The 19,864-nt window shown below is 64.8% G+C and carries 15 protein-coding genes; 12 read left to right on the forward strand and 3 right to left on the reverse strand.

Annotated features, from left to right (window positions below; translation table 11 throughout):
- The first annotated feature begins 65 nt into the window (after positions 1-65).
- Genes B4383_RS16500 through B4383_RS16510 form a run of 3 tightly spaced genes read left to right on the forward strand, consistent with a single transcriptional unit; the run spans position 66 to position 4,616 of the window.
- On the forward strand, positions 66-2,669 hold the full coding sequence (locus B4383_RS16500; RefSeq protein ID WP_078288212.1) for a circularly permuted type 2 ATP-grasp protein: 2,604 nt from the start codon (positions 66-68) through the stop codon (positions 2,667-2,669).
- Positions 2,666-3,595, forward strand: coding sequence for a transglutaminase family protein (locus tag B4383_RS16505; RefSeq protein WP_286150522.1), 930 nt, complete (start codon positions 2,666-2,668; stop codon positions 3,593-3,595). Before B4383_RS16500 ends, B4383_RS16505 begins: the two co-directional genes overlap by 4 nt.
- Complete coding sequence (locus tag B4383_RS16510) at positions 3,588-4,616, forward strand: putative zinc-binding metallopeptidase (protein ID WP_078287929.1); 1,029 nt, start codon at positions 3,588-3,590, stop codon at positions 4,614-4,616. The genes B4383_RS16505 and B4383_RS16510 overlap by 8 nt, the downstream gene beginning before the upstream one ends.
- Here the strand turns inward: B4383_RS16510 and B4383_RS16515 are convergent, their stop codons facing one another.
- The 3 genes from B4383_RS16515 to B4383_RS16525 are packed head-to-tail and all read right to left on the reverse strand — an operon-like array spanning position 4,617 to position 6,758.
- Positions 4,617-4,865, reverse strand: a complete 249-nt coding sequence (locus tag B4383_RS16515) for a F0F1 ATP synthase subunit C (RefSeq protein ID WP_070939513.1) — start codon at positions 4,863-4,865, stop codon at positions 4,617-4,619. It lies immediately after the preceding gene.
- Positions 4,855-6,138: a glycosyltransferase gene (locus B4383_RS16520; RefSeq protein ID WP_078287930.1), complete on the reverse strand. Its 1,284-nt coding sequence runs from the start codon at positions 6,136-6,138 to the stop codon at positions 4,855-4,857. The genes B4383_RS16515 and B4383_RS16520 overlap by 11 nt, the downstream gene beginning before the upstream one ends.
- Positions 6,135-6,758 carry a TetR/AcrR family transcriptional regulator gene (locus B4383_RS16525; RefSeq protein WP_078287931.1) on the reverse strand — a complete coding sequence of 208 codons (624 nt, stop codon included), beginning with the start codon at positions 6,756-6,758 and terminating at the stop codon, positions 6,135-6,137. Before B4383_RS16525 ends, B4383_RS16520 begins: the two co-directional genes overlap by 4 nt.
- A gap of 138 nt (positions 6,759-6,896) precedes the next feature.
- Here B4383_RS16525 and B4383_RS16530 point away from each other — a divergent pair, with 138 nt between their 5' ends.
- From B4383_RS16530 to B4383_RS16570, 9 genes are all read left to right on the forward strand, one after another.
- A complete protein-coding gene (locus B4383_RS16530; RefSeq protein WP_078287932.1) occupies positions 6,897-8,045 on the forward strand; it encodes a kinase in 1,149 nt (382 codons plus the stop codon).
- Between the two features lie 338 nt (positions 8,046-8,383).
- Entirely contained in the window at positions 8,384-9,136 is a 753-nt protein-coding gene (locus tag B4383_RS16535; RefSeq protein ID WP_176138387.1) for an ABC transporter permease, read from the forward strand.
- Positions 9,133-9,921 (forward strand): ABC transporter ATP-binding protein, encoded by a 789-nt coding sequence (locus tag B4383_RS16540; protein WP_078287934.1) that lies wholly within the window; start codon positions 9,133-9,135, stop codon positions 9,919-9,921. The genes B4383_RS16535 and B4383_RS16540 overlap by 4 nt, the downstream gene beginning before the upstream one ends.
- Positions 9,918-10,895 carry an ABC transporter substrate-binding protein gene (locus tag B4383_RS16545; protein WP_078287935.1) on the forward strand — a complete coding sequence of 326 codons (978 nt, stop codon included), beginning with the start codon at positions 9,918-9,920 and terminating at the stop codon, positions 10,893-10,895. The genes B4383_RS16540 and B4383_RS16545 overlap by 4 nt, the downstream gene beginning before the upstream one ends.
- The gene (locus B4383_RS16550; RefSeq protein WP_078287936.1) at positions 10,892-11,848 is read left to right on the forward strand and encodes an asparaginase domain-containing protein; all 957 of its coding nucleotides are present in this window, start codon (positions 10,892-10,894) and stop codon (positions 11,846-11,848) included. The genes B4383_RS16545 and B4383_RS16550 overlap by 4 nt, the downstream gene beginning before the upstream one ends.
- Entirely contained in the window at positions 11,845-13,116 is a 1,272-nt protein-coding gene (locus B4383_RS16555) for a M20 family metallopeptidase (protein WP_078287937.1), read from the forward strand. The genes B4383_RS16550 and B4383_RS16555 overlap by 4 nt, the downstream gene beginning before the upstream one ends.
- Before the next feature lie 152 nt (positions 13,117-13,268).
- On the forward strand, positions 13,269-13,538 hold the full coding sequence (locus B4383_RS16560) for a phosphopantetheine-binding protein (RefSeq protein WP_078287938.1): 270 nt from the start codon (positions 13,269-13,271) through the stop codon (positions 13,536-13,538).
- The gene (locus tag B4383_RS16565; protein WP_078287939.1) at positions 13,538-18,061 is read left to right on the forward strand and encodes a type I polyketide synthase; all 4,524 of its coding nucleotides are present in this window, start codon (positions 13,538-13,540) and stop codon (positions 18,059-18,061) included. The genes B4383_RS16560 and B4383_RS16565 overlap by 1 nt, the downstream gene beginning before the upstream one ends.
- Before the next feature lie 2 nt (positions 18,062-18,063).
- Complete coding sequence (locus tag B4383_RS16570; protein WP_078287940.1) at positions 18,064-19,815, forward strand: fatty acyl-AMP ligase; 1,752 nt, start codon at positions 18,064-18,066, stop codon at positions 19,813-19,815.
- Positions 19,816-19,864 lie beyond the last annotated feature (49 nt).

Consider the following 19,864-nt stretch of genomic DNA (forward strand, 5'->3'; position numbering starts at 1 on the left):
GACCGGTGGCAGCACCTGCTTCGGGGGCTCCCGTCGGACCCGACTTCTCTCTTGCCGATAACCCGCTGATCGGGCAGTACCGCAGTATTCGTGCCCAGGGGTCACTGTTCGAGGTTGGACGGCGGGGCAGCCAGGCGGGTTACGACGAGTTCCTGGCGCCCGACGGCAGCGTCCGCCCGGCCTGGACCGACCTGGCCGACGCCATCGCGCAACGTGGCCGTCCCGGTTTGGACCGCCTGCTCGATCGCGTCCGCACCCTTGTCGACAGCGACGGCATCACCTACATGGATCCCGGGCGCGTCTCGACATCTGTGCCGGCGCCCGATGCGCCCACTCATCCGGTGCCGTGGCGTCTGGATGGGCTCCCGCTGCTTGTGGACTCCGACGACTGGGACGCCCTGGAGGTTGGTCTGACGCAGCGGGCCACGCTGCTGGACGCCATCCTCAGCGACCTGTACGGGCCGCAGGAGTTGATCAGTTCCGGAGTGTTGCCGCCACAGCTGCTGTTCGCACATCCCGGATATGTGCGCGCGGCTCACGGCATGGCCTTGCCCGGCAGGCATCAGCTGTTTCTGCTCGGCAGTGATGTCGGCCGCACCGGCACCGGCGAGTTTCGGGTGAATGCCGATTGGACGCAGGCGCCGTCGGGCGCCGGGTATGCGATGGCGGACCGCCGCGTGGTGGCTCACGCCGCCCCCGATCTCTACGAGAAGGTGGCGCCGAGGCCGACCTCATCGTTCGCACAAACACTTCGCCTGGCACTCATCGATGTCGCTCCGGAGTCGATCGAGGATCCGTCGGTGGTGGTGCTCAGTCCCGGTATCCACTCGGAGACATCCTTCGATCAGGCGTACCTCGCATCGGTGCTGGGTTTTCCGCTGGTCGAGTCCGCGGATCTGGTGGTGCGTGACGGCAAGCTGTGGATGCGGTCACTGGGCACCCTGCGCCGGGTGGACGTGGTACTTCGTCGCGTCGACGCCGCCTATTCCGATCCGCTGGATCTGCGCGCCGACTCACGGCTGGGAGTCGTCGGCTTGGTCGAGGTACTTCGCCGGGGCGCGGTGACCGTCGTCAACTCGCTGGGCAGCGGGGTATTGGAGAACCCGGGCCTGGCTCGTTTCCTGCCGGAGCTGTCGCAGCGGCTGTTCGACGAGCCGCTCGCCTTGTCCGGAGGTCAAATCTGGTGGGGCGGCATCGATGCGGAGCGCTCGCATCTGCTCGCGAACGTGGGCTCGCTGCTGGTCAAATCAACAGTGGGGGAAGAGGTTTACACCGGACCATTGCAGTCAGTGCAGACCCTGGAGACATTGCGGGCGCGCATCGAGGCGGCGCCCTGGCGCTGGGTCGGTCAGGAACTTCCCGAGCTGTCGGTGGCCCCCACGTATCTGCGCTCCGGCGCCCTCACCGCGGCGCCGATCGGTATGCGACTGTTCACGGTGGCACAGCGCGGCGGTTACGCGCCGATGATCGGCGGTCTCGGATACGTCGCCGCTTCCGGATACTCGGGATCGACTCTCAACAGTATTGCTGCCAAAGATATTTGGGTTCAGCAGCCGGATCGCGATCAGACCGAGCGGGCACTGACGGTGGCATCGCTGGATCTACCCACCGGTCGATTGGCGGGCGCCGACGCGGTCAGCTCACCGCGCGTGTTGTCCGATCTGTTCTGGCTGGGGCGGTATGGAGAGCGTGCGGAGAATCTGGTCCGGCTGTTGTCCGTCACCCGGGAACGGTTCCACGAGTACCGGTATCGGCAGTTCATGGAGGCCAGTGAATGCGTCCCGGTGCTGTTGAAGGCACTTGGCGACATCACCGGTACCGACACCGGCTCCGAGGATCTGGGCACCCAGTTGTGGTCATTGACGGTGGACAAGGAGCGAGTCGGGTCCCTGGCGCAATCGGTGGAACGGCTTGGTCTGGCGGCCCGCGCGGTTCGGGATCAGATGTCCAATGACACCTGGATGGTGCTCGGCGGCATGGACCGGGCCATCGCGACAGCAGGGGTCGAGTACGACGATTCCACGCGGTCCGGCGGTAGCCCCACCCGTGCCGACGATACGGTGCTCGCCGCCACCCAGACTCAGGTATTGGCAGGACTTCTCGCCCTGGCAGGCCTGGCGGCGGAGTCGACGGTGCACGATATCGGCTGGACGATCATGGATATCGGCAAGCGCATCGAGCGCGGTCTCGGCCTGACGGCCCTGCTGCGTTCCACGCTCACGACGGTCCGCGGCCGTGCGGCCGAGCAGTCCGTCACCGAGTCCACCTTGGTGGCGTGCGAGTCCTCGGTGATGTATCGCCGCCGCACTCGGGGCAAGATCAGTCTCGAGGCTGTTGCTGATCTGCTGCTGTTCGATGCCGTCAATCCGAGATCGCTTCTGTATCAAGTGGAGTCGTTACGCACCGACCTCAAGTCATTGCCGAGTGCCTCGGGAACCTCACGCCCGGAGCGGTTGGTGGAGGACTTGGTGACACAGCTGCGGCGGATCGATCCTGCCGATCTGGAGGTCGCGGGCGAGGACGGCCAGCGCGACACACTTGCAGATACCCTCGACAACGTCCATCAGGCGTTGCGCGAACTGTCTTCCGTGGTCACCAAGACGCACCTGTCGATGCCGACCGGTATGCAGCCACTGTGGGGCCCCGACCCGAGGCGGAGATTGCCGTGACCGATGGTCCCCCGGCGGGCGCCGCATCCGTGATCCAGTACCAGGTGACGCACCGCACCCTGTACAAGTACTCCGACGACGTCACCAGCTCGTATGGGCGCGGCTACCTCACGCCGCGTGACACCGATTGGCAGCGTTGTGAATCGAACGAACTGATCGTCGAACCAGAGCCCTCGGACAGTTCCACCGGCAGGGATGTATACGGAAACCTCAGCTCGTACTTCCACGTCACCACCCCGCACCGGGAGCTCAGCGTGACCGCCCGCTCGATCGTGGATGTCAGCACTCCGCGGCCTCCCGCTGCGGGGTGGGAGCAGGCGTGGGAGCTGGCCCGCCCGGCATACGGGGAATCGACCGGGGCCGGCGCACTCGCCGCCGAGTTCGTGCTGGACTTGGTGCCCCCCGAGATTACCGATGATGTACGTGCCTATGCCGCGGTGAGTTTCACCGCCGGGCGCCCGCTCGGGGAAGCTGTTGTGGACCTGATGGGCCGGATCTATCGCGACTTCCAATACCGGTCGGGGTCCACCACCATTTCCACCAAGGTCAGCGAAGTACTGGCCGCGGGGGAGGGCGTTTGTCAGGATTTCGCCCGCATGGCGGCCACCGCGCTGCGCACCCAGGGGCTCGCGGCGCGCTACGTATCCGGTTACCTCGCAACCAATCCGCCGCCCGGGAAGCCTCGCTTGGTCGGCGCCGACGCCACCCATGCGTGGGCGGCGGTGTGGGTACCGCCCGATGGATGGGTCGCGTTCGACCCGACGAATGACACGATGGCCGACGCGCGGTATGTCACCGTCGCGTGGGGTCGTGATTACGCGGACGTACCGCCCTTGCGCGGCATCATCTACACCGATTCCGAGAGCAGCACGATCAAGGTCTCTGTGGACGTGGCACCGTGTCAGGAGAGCCCCGCTCGTGCGTGACTTCATCTGTCCGCAGTGTGGCCAGCATCTGGCGTTCGAGAACTCGGTGTGCCTGGCCTGTGGCAGCCATGTGGGGTTCTCGCTCGGGGACAAGGCTCTGCTGGTCATCGCCCAGGACGACGGGCCCGGATTCGTTGACTCGGACAATCATCACCTGTGCGCGAACCTGCATGTAGCCGAATGCAATTGGCTGGTGGATGGCACTGGAACGGATACGTTGTGCGCGTCCTGCGTGCTGACGCGCACTCGGCCCAGTGATTCTGACGGCACGGCCTTGCCGGCTTTCGCCGAGGCAGAGAAGGCGAAGCGCCGGCTCATTGCCGAGCTCGCCGAGCTGCGATTACCGGTGACGGGGCGAGACGTCGACACCGAGTTCGGACTGGCCTTCGATCTGCTGTCCAGTGAAGACGAGCAGGTGATGACGGGACACCACAACGGGGTGATCACGCTGGATCTCGCCGAGGGCGATGACGTGCACCGTGAGCAGCTTCGTATCTCGATGGATGAGCCGTATCGCACACTGCTCGGGCATTTTCGTCACGAGATCGGGCACTACTTCTATTACCGGCTCGTCGAAACCTCTGCGGACTATGAGCAGAGGTTTCGCGCGCTGTTCGGCGATCCGGATGCCGACTACCAGGCAGCACTTGATCGGCACTATCAGCAGGGTGCGCCCGAGGGCTGGCAGGCGAGTTTCGTTTCCTCCTATGCCACCATGCATCCCGCCGAGGACTGGGCGGAGACCTTCGCGCATTACCTGCATGTCCGGGACACGCTGGACACCGCCGCTGCCTTCGCGCTGGCGCCCGCGGGCGGCACCTTCGATCGCAGGGTGCTGGGCCCCAGCGGATTCGACACCATCATCGAGATGTGGCTGCCCTTGGCGTGGTCGCTGAACATGGTCAACCGCTCCATGGGGCGCGACGATCTGTACCCGTTCGTGCTGCGCGGTCCGGTGCTGGAGAAGATGCGCCTGATCCACGAGATCGTCATGGCCGTGGGAGATGCCGCGGCCGGGTGACTACCCGCCCGGGGTGGCGAACACGAACAGGGCCATGAACGCGACATTGATGAAGAAGGTGGCCTCTACCAGGCTGACGGTTATGAAAAACGGTGTGAACAAGCGGTTCTGAGATTCCGGCTGGCGGGCTACCCCGGCGATGAGCTGTGCTCCCGCCATGCCGTCACCGATACCTGCGCCGATCGCACCGCCGGCTAGCGTGATCGCTCCGGCCAGTAGTGCGTTGCCCATGAGGAGTTCAGTGGCCATGATGTGCACCTTTCATCGTCGTGGCATCCAACATTGCGGCGATGATGTCCACCGCCGCCCCGATACCGTCCTCGCCGTGAATGAGTCGTGAGAGACGTTGGGCTTCTTGGCGATACCGTGACTCGGTGATCACCTCTGTGATCGATGCCGAGAGCTCGTCGGCGCGAAGCGACGTACGCGGCAGTGGTGTACAGGCGGCGCCGAGTTCAGACAATCGGTGGGCCCAGAACGGTTGGTCTATGATGCCCGGGACGGGTATGCAGGGGATGCCGGCCCGCAGCGCGGCCGCAGTCGTACCGGCGCCGCAGTGGTGTGCGGCAGCGGCCATTCGTGGAAACAGCCACGAGTGCGGAACATCGTCGACGGTGATGACGTCATCGCCCAGGCCGGCGAGTCCGGCCCACCCGCGTTGCACCACCGCCCGCACCCCGGCCACACGTATCGCATGGGCGATGGTTTCCGACAGCTCTTGCCCTCTGGCGGTGGCGGTGCTGCCGAAACCGACGAAGACGGGAGCGGGGCCGTTGTCGAGAAATTCACTCAGTTCTCCTGGCGGTAGCCAAGTTTCATCATGATCGGGCCACCAGTAGCCGGTCAGATGCCAGTGTGGTCGCCAGTCGAGGGGGCGCGGGACGACGTGACGGCTGTAGCCGTGCACGATGGGCCAGCGCGTGGCTCGGATGTTGTGATAGCGGCGCAGCGATGCGGGGGCCAGTCCGAGATGGTGGCGCAGACCATCGATGAGCGGCGTGTAGATCCGTTCCCCGGACTGGGCAAGGCGCCACACCAGCCGGTTACCCCAGGTGCCAAACGACCGGACGGTCAGGGGCGGTGGCGCAAATTCGGCAGTGGGACAGGCCGGTTGAAGACAGAGGCCCGCGCTGGGTATGTCGAGCGCCTCGGCAACGTGATATCCGAGCAGGGTGCCAACTGGGCCCTCGGCCAGCAGCACATCGGCATCGTGCGCCGTTTCGGCCATGGCCTCGCCGACTCCCGCAAGTCCGGCCCGCATCTCGGCGAGAGCTGCCCCCGAGGGGCGCATCCGTGTGCCGTCCACAAGTGCCTGACCATGCTCGGAGTCGCGGGTTGCCGCCTCGGTATCGCCGGGTAACAGCCGGAATTCCAGACCGGCCGTACGTACCAGGTGTGCGTAGGGTTCTTGCGCGGCAATGGCCACGTGCGCAGACAGGCTGTCGCGCAGCCGTTTTCCCAGCCCGGTCAGCGGCGCCACGTCCCCGCGGGTGCCGTATGCGCTGATCACGATCGTTGTCATGGTGCTGCACCGACGGCTTTGGTGAACATGTCGACGAGCTGTTCTCCGTATCCGATGGCGTCGTAGTCCGGGTCGCGTCCCAGCTCCCACACGGCGCCATCAAGCGCCGCCCGCAAGGCGTTCTTCATGAACCGGGGTGACACCGACTCGAACTCACCGGTCGCGACACCATCGGTGAAAATCGCCTCTGGATCCATCGCGGCGAACTCGGCGGGGGGTGCTGCGCCGGCCGCTGCCTGGTCGAACCGCAGACCATCCTGGCTGCGGTAACCGGTGATGATCTCCAGTAGGGCGATCGCGGCCACTCGGTTACTCACCACGAATTCGATATTGGCTCTGATGTAGCCCGTGAGACGTGCGAGTGCGGTGGTCTCTGCGTGCACTGCAGGCACGATGACGGTGGCCGCGCGGGTGAAGACTTCGAGCATCACGGATTCGATGACCTCGGTTTTCGACGTGAAGTGATACAGCACCGCGCTCTTGGCCACTCCGACGTGCTCGGCAATTTTCGCCAGCGATGTCTGTGGGTACCCAGCTTCGGCGAGCACCTCGATGGCGCCGGCGACTATCTGTGCCCGTCGGGCCCGTTCTGTGAACGTCAACGTCTCTGCAGACCGCATGGTCTTAAATTAGACCGATCGGTCAGGACGCGCAAGGGCAACGTCTGCGACCAACACTGGCAAATGCATGAATGTGAATTCTGAGATGAGTGTGTGCCGCCCCACAGTCTTATAAAGACGGGGTAAGGTGAGGCGGTAATGACGACATTATTGGCAGACCCCGTCGCGCAGGTTATCGCCACAGCTGAGGAGTTGCTCTCCAAGCGCGCGGGGGCGACCGTGACGTTGGCTGAACCCGAAGATCTCGGTGGCAGCGGGCCTGCGATCGTCATTCGGGTCCGTGCGGTGCAGAACCCGTTTGCGTTGCCGAAGTCCATGGTGATCAAGCAGGTCCCCGAGGGCGGATCGGATGCCGCCGTGCTGCGCGAGGTCGTGTCGTATCAGTTCGCAAACTCCCTGACCGCCAAGCATCGGCCCGGCCCGGAGCTGGTTGCTTACTCGATCGCCGAACGGCTCATCGTGCTCACCGACCTGGGATCCGCGCCCACCATGTCCGAGCTGCTCGCAGAGCGCAATCGTGCTGCGATAAACCACGCATTGATGGCGTGGGCGCAAGCCTTGGGGCGGATGCATGTCGCCACGGTGGGGCGCGAAGGTGACTTTGCTGCGCTGCTCCGGCGCCTCGATGTCAAGAAGGCCGATGTCGACCCGACACAGCAGCGCCTCGGCGGAGCGGACACCATCGCCCCACTGCAGCAGATCCTGAGGAGCGAGTACTCCCTCGAGGTGCCGCCAGCACTGATTCCGCGCCTACAGCAAACAGCAGAACTCTTCGGGAGGGGTGGCGTTCGAGCCTTTAGCCCTTCCGAGGTTGCGCCCGACAACATCCTGGTCACCGAACACGGTGTCCGAATCCTTGATTACGAGTGGGGCGGATTCCGCGACATCGTGCTGGACATCGCGCACGCACTCACTGTCTATCCGGAGTTCCTCGGCGCCACCGAACGCGGGGAAGTCGCCGAGCTCGACGATGCGATGACCGAAGCGTGGCGCTCCGATGTGGTGTCGATCGCCCCGGCACTGGCCGATGATGAGACACTTGCGCGACGCGTCCTGGATGCGCGATTGATGTGGGTGTGGCTCGCCACCCACGAGTACTTCACCATCGACCTTGACCTCGACGATGACACAGTGGCCCTGGGAAACCCCGCGCCCAGCCATCCCGCGCTTCTTGGGCGCTGGATGGAACTACATGCGGCCGCCGAGCGTGTGGGTGACCTTGTCGTGGCGGCCCATGCGGCAGACGTCATCGCGGCGCTACGCGGCGAGACTTTTACCGAGGACTGAGCTAGAGCTCGAACTTCATTCGGTCAGTCTGATCGAATCATGCCCGAGAGCGGCCGGGGTGGCGCATTGCGCATCACCGGTCATCGCCGCGCAGGTCACCCTCTCCCGCCGGTGGCGTAAACAACGCCTCGTGCCGGTGCCTGCAGCGTGAGCTACTGAACGGCAACCGAATCCGCTGTTAGCGTCGCTCCCAATCAGCGCGGTCCGTAGGGAGGCAGATGGTATCGGCGTCGACGGACGGTCCGGGGCTCCTCGAGGCACCCTCTGCCCGTATCAGACGCGCCGCTTTACGGCGACCGATATCGCGTAAAGTGCAGTCGCACAATCAGATCCGTCGGATGGTAGTTCTCGTTCTGCCATTCATAAGCCTTGCGCTGGTGGTCGCCGGATGGGATATCGCGGTGCGCCTTGAGCTGTTCTCGGCTCGACTGTTGCCGTCGCCAGGCGCCGTGGTGGCGGCCGCGCGTCAGATGTATCTGGAGGGCACGTTGCTCACCGACGCATCGGCGAGCTTCCGGCGGGCATTGCAGGGTTTCCTCCTCGGATCCGTCATTGCCGTGACGGTTGGAGCCCTGACCGGTCGGAGCCGGATCGCTCGGGCGCTGCTGGAACCGACCATCCAAGTGCTGCGGCCAATTCCGGTGATCGCGTTGGTTCCGTTGGCCATTCTGTGGTTCGGGATTGGTGAGGAGTCCAAACTCTTTCTCACCAGCCTGGGCGTCTTTTTTCCGGTCTGGGTGAACACCCACACAGGCGTGTCATCGACTCGGGATGACTATCTGCGGGTCGCCGCATCCGTCGGTGCGTCGCGTTACCAGACATTCAGCCATGTGGTGATTCCGGCATCGCTGCCCTTCGTCCTGGTGGGGCTGCGTCAAGGCATCGCCGCCTCACTGATTCTGATCGTGGCCTCGGAACAATCCGGGGTGGCTGAAGGTCTGGGATTCCGGCTTGACCAGGCCCGGCTATTCAGCCAGCCCGAGCGGTTGTTCGCATGCCTGGTGGCGCTGGGGGTCGTCGGAGCACTCGCCGACCAGATCTTCCACCGGCTCACCCGGCGGCGCGTGCGCTGGGCGCAGGAGCAGGCATGACGGCAGGCGGCATCGACATCGCCGGATTGACGGTGCGCTACGAGGGCGGTTCGGCAGTCGTGGAGGATCTCGATCTGACCATCGACGGCGGCGCGTTCGTCGCGATTCTGGGACCGTCGGGATGCGGAAAGTCCACGGTACTCAACTCAATCGCGGGATTCGTTCGGCCGACCGAGGGTTCTGTGCGCTTCGACGGCACCGCTGTCACTGGACCGGGTCGCGAGCGGGGTGTCGTGTTTCAGCGAGATGTGTTGTTCCCCTGGGCATCCGTGGGCAGCAATATCGAATTCGCGTTGCGGGCTGGAAAGCTCGGACGTGGCCTACGGCACGCCAAGGCGCGCGAGTTGATTCGTGCCGTTGGGCTCGACACCGATGTGATCTCGAAGCTGCCACACGAACTGTCAGGCGGTATGCGCCAACGCGTCGGTATCGCGCGGGCGTTGGCCAACGGCCCGCGGGTGCTCCTGATGGACGAACCGTTCGGCGCACTCGACGCACTCACCCGCCAGCAGATGCAGGACCTGGTCATCGCGTTATGGGGGCGCAGCGAGACGACGATCGTCTTTGTCACTCACGATGTGGACGAGGCGATCCGGATAGCGACCTCGATTGTGGTGATGAATCGCAGTGGGGGGATCGCCGCTCACCTGGCCAACCCGCTGCCCAGACCGCGTCCGGCGAGCCGACTGGCCGAGTTCGACGCGTACGCCGGGCTACGCCGGCGGCTGCACGATCTGCTTCACACCGACGATTACCCGGTATCCATCGGAGAGGAAACAGCATGAGCGCCTTGCCTAACTTCACGAAGCTATCCGCTTTGATAGCAACGACTCTGGTCGTATTGGGCGCCGTGGTGGGCTGTGCGGGGGACAGGAGCGGCGATGCCGAATCTCTCACGCTGGGCTGGGTGGTGGACCCGTCCTGGGCTCAGGTGCCGGTGGCCCGTGACCTCGGTTACTTCACGCAGCAGCACGTGAACGTCAAGATCGTGCCCTTTCCGACAGGCGCAGCTGCGCTGGAAGCGCTGGCCGGAGGCGCCGTGGACATCGCGAACGGCGGCGACGTCCCGACATCTGCGGCCGTGTTGAAGAATCCACGCATCCGAGTGATAGCCGACGGATCCCGTTGGCCTGAAGGCCGATTCGTGGCGCGGCGATCGGCGGGAATCAATTCGATCGCCGACCTTGCGGGCCGCAAGATTGCCGTTCCGCTGGGCAGCAGCGCCCATTTCTTCGCGAGTAAGTTCCTGTCGGACGCGCACGTGGAGGCCGACCTCGTGCACACCGGACCTGCCGAGATTGTGACAGCGATAGCCAATCGGGATGTTGATGCGATCGCGGTATTCCAGCCCGCGTTGAGCAAGGCGGTCGACGCGCTCGACGGTGATGTCATCGAGCTGCAGGGTGCCCAGAAGTACAACCAGCACAGCCTCTTTCTCGCCAACGCAGATGCCGTCGATTCCAAGAGGTCTGCCGTGTCCCGCTTCGTCGCGGCGGTGGCCCGGGCCGACGGACCGCTGACCGAGCGCAGGCCCGAGGCGCTCGCCGCTGTCTCCAAGGCGGTGGGACTCGACGCCAAACTGATCGGGGTAGTCACCGCGGAGTTCGAATACAAGACCGGTATCGGTGCGGAGCTGGCACCTGATCTGGCGGATCGTGCGCGGTGGGCGCAGGGTATCGGGCGGATTCCGGCAGATCAGAAGCTGCCCGATTATCAGAGCGTGATTGTGCCGTCGTTCGTACAGGAGAACCACTCGTGAGCGGTGTCGTGCTACTGGGACTTGGTGGAACCATCTCTATGCACGAGACTGACGCCGGAGCGGTTCCGGTGGCCGATGCCGCCGAATTGACCACGGCAGTATCGGGTTTCAGCGCTGCCGAGAGCCTGGCGTTGGTGGGCGGCTCTGAGGTGGACTTTGATCTGCTGGAACGGCTGGTGCGGCGTGCCCGCGAGCTTGTGGCCCGGGGTGCCGACGGGATTGTGGTGACCACCGGAACCGACTCCATCGAGGAGGTCGCCGCGTGGCTCTCCTATCGCGAGAACTGGTCGGTGCCAGTGGTGGTGACCGGTTCGATGATTCCCGGCGCCCGCTCGGACAGCGACGGGCGCGCCAATCTCGCAGATGCGCTCGCGGTAGCCGCATCGGGAGCCGATGTCGATCCCGTGGTGGTTTTCGCGGGAAAGGTGCTTGCCGGCCGGGAGGTCGTGAAGGTCTCCGGGGTGGTGCGCGATGCATTCGATGCCCCGGGTCGCGGCGCGATCGGGACGGTGGCCAGCGGCATAGTCCGATGGCATCGAAGGCCGGAGCGCATTGCTGCCCATGGTGATCCGAAAGACGCACTGCAGCCGGTACCGCTGGTGATCGGGGCGCTCGGTGACGATGGCGCGCTGCTACGGGCAGCCGGCGACGGACGATCCGTGATCGTGGTTGCAGCCAACGGTTCGGGAAACCTCTCGCCGAGGCAGGCGGCGGCGGCACGCGACCTGATCGACGGTGGCACACTTGTCGTGATCACCACGCGGGCGGTGGACGCTCGCGTCGCCCCGACCTACGGTTATCCGGGCGGGGGAGCCGGACTGGCCGCGCACGGAGCACAATTCGCCGATGGCGTCTCGCCGCATCGGGCGCGACTGTTGACCACCCTTGGGGTAGCACAACGCAGAGACCAGGACGGGCTGCGCGCACTCATCGAAACGGAGGTGCGGCCGTGACCGATGTGCTGGTCTCACCCGATGTTCGCGAGCTTGCGCGCTTCACCACCGAATTGGTGGCCAAGGGGCAGCCGTGGTGTGAAAACAGCCTCGATGGCCCGGCACGGACACCCGAGGAAGAACGTATCGCCCGCCCGCTGGCCGACCTATTGGAAGGCTGGGGCTTCTCAGTGGAGCTGGTCGGGCGTTCGCCACATCGACCGAATGTGCTGGCTTATAAACGGTTCGGTGATGGTCCGACACTCATGCTCAACGATCATTTGGACACCTATCCGTCTGGGCCGCCCAGCCGCTGGCAGATATGCACCGAGAGTCCCTATACGGCAGTGGAATTAGATGGCCGTATCTACGGGCGAGGCACCTCGGACACCCGTGCCAACCTGGCGGCATTGTTGACGGCCGCCAAGCGCATCGTGGACGACCCGCCGCTGCATGGCGCGCTGTTGGTCGCACTGACAGTGGATGAGGAACGCAATGGCGTCGAGGGCTCCCAGTACCTGTTGGAGCAACAGGGCCTGCGGCCGGACGCGTCCATCACCGTCGAACCCACCGCGTGGCGCGATGGCGACGACAGCGGAATAGCCTTGGCGGTAGCCCAAACCGGGCACGCACTGCTGGACATCACCGCACATGGCCATTCGAGCCACATCTGGCGACCGGATACCGGCGTCAACCCGGCGCAGTTCCTCGCAGAATTTCTCGCGGGCCTGCGAACCCGTCCAGTGCAGGACTGGCCGGTGTCGGTGGTCGGCCTGGGTGCGGGGGAAGCGGGAATGGCACAGTTCACACCCCTAAGTGCGACGGCGCGTATCGCGGCGGTGAACGTGGGACCACAGGTGGCGGCCGGGGAGCTGCTCGCTGCGTTCCACCGGCGTCTGGCCGAGGAGAGTCCGGAGGGCATCACCGCCGCAGTCGAATACGTCGACGGTCCGACCTTTGTCGCAGGCACGCATCGCGTGGACGATGACGATCCGCTCGTAACGGCGATACGTCGCTCCTATCGGCAGGTGACCGGCGAGTCTGTCCGCACCTACACAAAACCCGCGTTCAACGACACCATCCGATTCCGGCATGCGGGCATACCCGCGGTGACCTTCGGCCCGGGAGATGACGGTTGGGCGGTCTATGACGAGAGCATCTCCTTGCAGACAATGTCCACAGCGATACAGGTCCTCGAACAGGCTGTGCGCGAATATCTTTCAGCCGAACGGAACGGTGATACATTCCCGAACGTGTCGAGCATCACACCTGTACGTCATCCAACCTGACATACAAGGCCGATCATGTCGTTGACTTGACACATCAGGACGTGCAGGGTTTATAGCGCACCTCATATCTCCATAGCCTCAACGCTGTTCGCCATGACAGCGTTGTCAATCGCTGCGAAACATCATCCGCGCGTAGATATTTGAGGTGACTGGTGACATCGAACAACATTGTGTTCTCCGAGGAGCTTGACCTCGTCTTCGAGGCCCTGCAGTCGGTGGCCACAGAGGCGCTCCCCGAGCTCACCCCAGAATCGGAGATCGCGGACCTGGGCTACAGCTCGGTGCAGACCCTCGAGTTCCTGACGCATATCGAAGAGGTCACCGGGGTCCGCCTGCCGCCACGTGAGCTGGTCAGGGTGAAGACGATCGCCGACCTGGCCGCAGTCGTACGCGCACATCTGGCCGCTGAGCTCGCCGGCTGATGGACGCGCACCGCGGGAACGGTCCGTCGGAGCCGCTGGCCATCGTGGGGATGGCCTGCCAGGTACCGGGGGCCGGAGATGTCCGATCCTTCTGGCAGATGCTGCTGCGAGGCGAGACTGCTGTCGGACAGATCCCGCGGGAGCGCTGGGAGCATGGGCCGTTCTTCGATCCGGACGGTAAGCGTCCCAACACCACCTACACCGACGTCATGGCCGCGGTCAGCGGTATCGACCGGTTCGATCCGCTCACCTTCGGGATTTCGCCGCGGCAGGCCGAAGTCATGGATCCGCAGCACCGCATTCTGTTGACAACCACGCGCGAGGCGTTGGAGGACGCCGGCTTCGATCAGGAGAGCTTCGCGGGCCGCAGCGTCGGCGTGTACGTCGGTATCTCGACATCCGATTTCCGTGAGGTGGTGGTGAGTGCGCCGCTGCGTGGAGTGCAGCTGGGCGCCGGTGAATTCGGGGATTCCTCGAATCTTTCCGACATCGATTCGCGGGCGCTGACCGCCGACGTTCCGGTGGTGCGACCGTTCACGATGCCGGGCTCGCTGCTCAATATGTCGGCCGCGATGATCAGCAGGGCATTCAATCTGCGTGGTCCGTCGATGGCCGTCGACGCCGCCTGCGCGTCATCACTGGTGGCGCTGAACAACGCTGTGCTCGCGCTGCGGTCACGGCAATGCGAGGTGGCGATCGTTGCCGGAGTGCACCTCAATCTGGTGCCCGATTCGTTGGTGATGTTCTCGAAGATCGGTGCCGTCTCAAAGTCCGGTGTCTGCGCCCCCTTCGACGCGAGCGCAGACGGATTCGTGCTGGGTGAGGGAGTGGGCGTCATCGTGCTGACCCGCGAGGACACCCTGCCCGCGCGGGGCGAGGTACATGCCTGGTTGCGTGGCGTCGGATGCAACAACGACGGTGCCGGAGCCGGGCCGATGGAGCCGCAAGCCGCGGGGCAGCGCGCCGCGATCGAATTCGCACTTGCGGACGCGGGATTGGATCCCGGTCAGATCGACTATGTCGAGGCGCACGGTACTGCCACCCCGGTCGGTGATGCGGTGGAGGTCGAATCGTTGAGCTCTTGCCTGGCGCACCGCGGGGATCTACCGCGGTATCTCGGCAGTGCGAAAGCCAATGTGGGGCATGCCATGTCCGCGGCCGGGCTGATCGGTCTGATCAAAACGGCGCTGGTGTTGCGTACCGGGATCATTCCGCCGCAGCCGAACATTCGCGAGAAGCGAGAGGCGCTGAACCTGGAGGAACGCGGTTGGCGCATCGCCGAAACGGCGACCACGCTGCCCGCCGTGCCGGTACGGCCGCACGTGGCGGGTGTCAGCGCGTTCGGATTCGGCGGAACCAATGTGCACGTGCTCCTGGAGGCGGGTCAGCCACGTGACGTCGCGCGCGCAGGCACACCACGGGACTCCTGGGTGATACCGATTCGCGGTGAGAACGCGCGCGATATCGAGGTGCGTTGCCAGTATCTGCTGGACGATATCGACGCCACCCCCGACCTGGACCTCGGGCAGGTGGCCCGGACGCTCACGCGCCGGGAGGACCGCGGAGTGGAGTTGCTCATCGTGACCGGCTCCATCCTGGAGCTCCACGAACACTTGCGTGCCGCGCTCGCGGTGCTCAAGGCGGGCGGTGAAATTCCCACGCGGATAGGCGATGACGTCTGGTATCGGTCGGCCAAGCCGGCCGCTGCGATCCCGCGGGTCTGCTTCCTGTTCGCCGGTCAGGGAGCACAGACCGTCAACGAGCTCGCCTCGTTGAAAGCCGCAGTGCCGGAGGTGAATGCGACCATCGAACGTCTTGCCGCCGCGGCACACAGCCCCGGGCTGCTCGACGTGATGTATCCGGCCGAGCACACACCGGCCGCCGCGCTGGCGCTCGCCAGCACCGACCGTTGCCAGCCGGCTTTGCTGATCACACAGCTGGCCGTCGCGCAGTATCTGGCCGGCGCCGGAGTCGTTCCCGACGTGGTACTGGGCCACAGCGTCGGTGAATTCGCGGCGGCCGCCACCGCGGGAGTGCTCTCCGACGAGCAGGCGGTGCGTTTCGCCGCACGGCGGGGAGAGGCGATTGCCCATGCCGACATTCCAGCCGGTGGGATGATCGTGTGCCGAAGTGACGAGGCCACGCTGCGCGCCCTCGTCGAGGGTGTCCGGTCGGTGTGGGTGGCCAACCACAATGCTGCGGATCAGATCGTCCTCGCCGGAACCACCGACGGATTAGCGAGCGCCAGTGCGCTACTCACTGGCGCCGATGTTCCATACAAGGTGCTGAACGTCTCGCATGCGTTCCACAGTCCGCTGCTGGAACCGGCGAACCGCGACATCGAGGGGCTGATTGCAGAATTGCCTATCCGGAACCCGGAAATACGATTCATATCGTGCATCTCGGCGTCCTCGTATACCGATGCGGAGGGGATCCGCGCACGGTGGCGTGAGCACGCGCTCGCATCGGTGCGTTTCTCCGAGGCCCTCGGTGCCCTGGGGGACGCGGACACCGTCTTTCTTCAGATCGGTGCGGGACGTGCCCTGTTGAACCTCGCACGGTCCGCGGGCGCTCCCATGGATCATCTGGTGTCGGTGGACACCGACGAGCATGCACGTCTGCTCAATCGAATACTGGCCCAATTACGGTCGGTCGGCGTGCCCGCCGGTCTGGACGGCACGTCCGATCACCCGGGCGCACTGCTGACCACGCGGCCGGTTCCCGCCAAGTCACTCTGGCCGGTGAAGAAACGTGAATCGCGGCGCACCCTCGCGGCGATCCCTCAGGACAGCTCTCCGGCGAAGCGGACACAATCCGCGCCTATCGGGAAGGAATCACCCCTCGTGCAGGACATCATCTCGCTGTGGCGCGAACAGACCGCGCTACTCACCACGGTGTTGGGCAACCAAACCATCGAACTGCCGCCGGTTGCTCAGGCCGTGCCTGCGATACCCGCCGCGTCGGCACCTCCCACGGCGGCGAACCCGCAGCGTAAACCCGCGAATCAAAACAGCCCCGTGAATCGAAACAGCAATGCGCTCAACGAGATCGCCCGCATTGGATCGTATGACGCGGCGGCGCTCACCGCCGGACACCTCCTCGTCGGTGATCTGGGTTTCGACTCGCTGATGCTGACGGAACTGTTCAAGACCCTGCAAAAGGGCAACCCCGACTTGGCGCTGCAGGACTTCAGTGCCAAGGAACTCACGGTGGGCAATGTCGTGGCGCTGGCAGCGGGCGAAACCGCAGTTGTTGTCGCGAAACCCGAGCCCTCCGCTGAGGTGCTTGCCGAGCGGGTCACGCGTGAGTGCACGATCACCGATTTCCCGGAGTGGCAGGCGCTGGACAAACGGCTGAAAGACCTCGACAGCGAGGGCACCGAGAACCCGTACTTCACGGTGCACCAGCAGGTCGTCAACGACACCACTCGCGTGGGCGATCGTGTGCTGATCAACTTCTCGAGCTACAACTACCTCGGACTGTCGGGAGATGAGCGGGTCACCGCCCGCGCGCAAGAGGCGTTAAGTCGTTACGGCACATCGGTTTCCGCGAGTCGGCTACTTTCGGGGGAGAAGCCGGTGCACCGCGAACTGGAGGCGGCCATCGCGCGGCTGCTGAAGGTCGAGGACGTCGTCACCCTCGTCGGCGGTCATTCCACGAATGTCACTGCCATCGGCCACATTATCGGTGAGCAGGACATCGTGCTGCATGACGCGCTGGCGCACGACAGCATCATGCAGGGCTGCCGTTTGTCCGGTGCGACGCGTCGGCCGTTCAAACACAACGACGCCGCCCATCTCGACCAGTTGCTCGGTACCGTTCGCGACCGATACCGCCGAGCTTTGGTGGTGATCGAAGGCGCGTACAGCATGGACGGTGACATCGCGGACCTACCGGCGTTCATCGAGGTGGCCAAGAGGCATGACGCACTGCTCATGGTCGACGAGGCGCACTCCATCGGGGTTCTCGGTGCGGGCGGCGGCGGCATCGGCGAACACTTCGACGTGGACCGTTCTCAGGTCGACATCTGGATGGGCACCCTGTCGAAATCGCTGTCCAGCTGCGGCGGCTACCTCGGCGGATCGCGCGAGCTGATCGATTACCTCAAATACAGCCTGCCCGGCTTCATCTACAGCTGCGGGCTGCCACCGGCTTCGGCCGGGGCTTCGCTCGCCTCGATCGAGATTCTGCAGGCAGAGCCGGAACGCGTTGCCGCGCTGCATGCCAACGCCGACTACATGCGTGCGGCATTCGCGGGCGCCGGTCTCTCCTTCGGCGACAGCAGCGGAACACCGATCATCCCGTTCGTGGTGGGCGATTCGCGCAGATCGCTTCTGCTGGCCGCGCGGCTGCGTGAAGCCGGCATCAATGTCGATCCGATCCTGTACCCCGCCGTGCCCAACGATCAGACACGACTGCGCTTCTTCGTCACGGCCAGCCACAGTTTCGAGCAGATCGATCGCACCGTGAAAATCCTTGCGAACCTTGTCAACCCCGCAACCCAGCACCTGAACGGAGCGTGACGATGTTCGATATCGATAACCCGCGGTCATTGGTCACGGCGCTTCAGGCCAATGCCGCGTCAACCACCCGCGGATTGACATTCATCGGCGACGACCGCGGCGAGGTGTTGGTGCCCTTCGCTGAGCTGCTGGGTGATGTGGCCCGCGGTGCCGGCGCATTGGCGGCGCAGGGCATCGCGCCGGGTGATCGGGTGGCGCTGGTGGTGCCGGACACCCGTGAATTCGTCACCGGGTTCCTCGCGATCGTGTGGCTGGGTGCCATACCCGTGCCGTTGTACCCGCCGACGAGTCTGGGTAAGCAGGACGCGTACCTGGAGTTTCTCGAATCAGTGTTGTCCTCCAGCGGATCTCGTGGACTCATCGCACCGCAGTGGGTCGATGAGGTGCTGAACCTGTCGGCCAGATTCGGTGCCCAGGTGGCCGCCGTCGTGCATACCGAGACGATCACTGCCGGTGGCGATTACGTGGATGCCGCCCCGCGTGCCACAGATCAGGTCACCTTCCTGCAGTTCACCAGTGGCAGTACCGGAAAACCGAAGGCCGTCCGGGTGACCGACGCCTCGCTGTGGGCCAACGCGCACTCATTCCTGACCAATCTGCACTGCCTGGAGGCGCAGAAGTATCCCACCGAGCGCCTGGTGAGCTGGCTTCCGCTGTACCACGACATGGGACTGATCGGACATTTCCTGAGTGTGGTGCTATTCGGGCTGCAGGCAACGTATCTGCCCACCCTGGCCTTCCTGCGTGACCCGGGCATCTGGCTCGACACGGTATCCCGCCATCGCGGAACTGTTTCTTTCGCACCGAATTTCGCGTTCGCCTTGACGATCAAGAAGGCCGCGCCGCCCGCGACGGGGGAGACCGCGTGGGACTTTTCCAGCATGCGGGTCTTCGGTTGCGGTGCCGAACCGATCAACGCCGAAGTGCTAGATGCCTTCATCGAGGCGTACGCGCCGCACGGACTCACACAAGAGGCCGTGATGCCTGCCTACGGCATGGCCGAGGCCACCCTCGCGATCACCTTCGACAGCCTCGCCAGCCGCTTCGAGCGTCTGCCCATATCCGGTGCGGCATACCGGAATGAGGGTCTCGTGGTCCCCGCCGCCGTGGGCGATGACGTCCTCACCTTCGTCAGCTGTGGGAAGGTTCTCGACGACCGGCACCGCGTGCGGATCGTCGACGACGCCGGGCGAGAGCTGGAGCAGGGACGTGTCGGCGATGTTCAGTTTCACGGACCATCGGTCGCGGCCGGATACTTCGAGAACGAGGAGGCAACCCGCAATGCCTTCAGTGTCGACGGGTGGCTGAGCACCGGCGATCGCGGGTTCATCGTGGACGGCAACCTGTACGTCACCGGGCGTAAGAAGGACATCCTCGTCGTCAACGGGCGCAACTATGACCCGCAACAAGTGGAATGGGCGGTAGAGGACGTGCCCGGAATTCGGAAGGGCAATGTCGTGGCCTTCTCCGTCCCGGGAGACGTCACCGAACGGGTGGTGATCGCCGCCGAACGGTCCGGTAAGGCCGAAGACGACGACAATGCCGCGCAGGTCACGAAGATCAGGCGTTCGGTGTCCGATCGCACGCGGCTGGCGCTGGCCGATGTCGTGTTGTTGCAGCCGGGTCAGCTGCCCAAAACCTCCTCGGGAAAGGTGCAGCGTTCTCGCACCCGTGACCTCTATGTTCAGGGGGCACTCGCCGATTCGGTGGTGGCCACCCGCAGCCACGCGCACGCCGTTCCGATCACGGTCTAGTCACAGGGGCGCGTCGTAGCCGGACGCGGCGCTGACGCGTTCCTACCAT

The organism is Mycobacterium sp. D16R24 (assembly GCF_002013385.1).
Classification (GTDB): domain Bacteria; phylum Actinomycetota; class Actinomycetes; order Mycobacteriales; family Mycobacteriaceae; genus Mycobacterium.

Excerpts from the sequence above, each read along its gene's own strand:
- B4383_RS16515 (WP_070939513.1), bottom strand. The coding sequence starts at position 4,865 with ATGGCCACTGAACTCCTCATGGGCAACGCACTACTGGCCGGAGCGATC.
- B4383_RS16520 (WP_078287930.1), bottom strand. The coding sequence starts at position 6,138 with ATGACAACGATCGTGATCAGCGCATACGGCACCCGCGGGGACGTGGCG.
- B4383_RS16525 (WP_078287931.1), bottom strand. The coding sequence starts at position 6,758 with ATGCGGTCTGCAGAGACGTTGACGTTCACAGAACGGGCCCGACGGGCA.
- B4383_RS16530 (WP_078287932.1), top strand. The coding sequence starts at position 6,897 with ATGACGACATTATTGGCAGACCCCGTCGCGCAGGTTATCGCCACAGCT.
- B4383_RS16535 (WP_176138387.1), top strand. The coding sequence starts at position 8,384 with ATGGTAGTTCTCGTTCTGCCATTCATAAGCCTTGCGCTGGTGGTCGCC.
- B4383_RS16540 (WP_078287934.1), top strand. The coding sequence starts at position 9,133 with ATGACGGCAGGCGGCATCGACATCGCCGGATTGACGGTGCGCTACGAG.
- B4383_RS16545 (WP_078287935.1), top strand. The coding sequence starts at position 9,918 with ATGAGCGCCTTGCCTAACTTCACGAAGCTATCCGCTTTGATAGCAACG.
- B4383_RS16565 (WP_078287939.1), top strand. The coding sequence starts at position 13,538 with ATGGACGCGCACCGCGGGAACGGTCCGTCGGAGCCGCTGGCCATCGTG.
- B4383_RS16570 (WP_078287940.1), top strand. The coding sequence starts at position 18,064 with ATGTTCGATATCGATAACCCGCGGTCATTGGTCACGGCGCTTCAGGCC.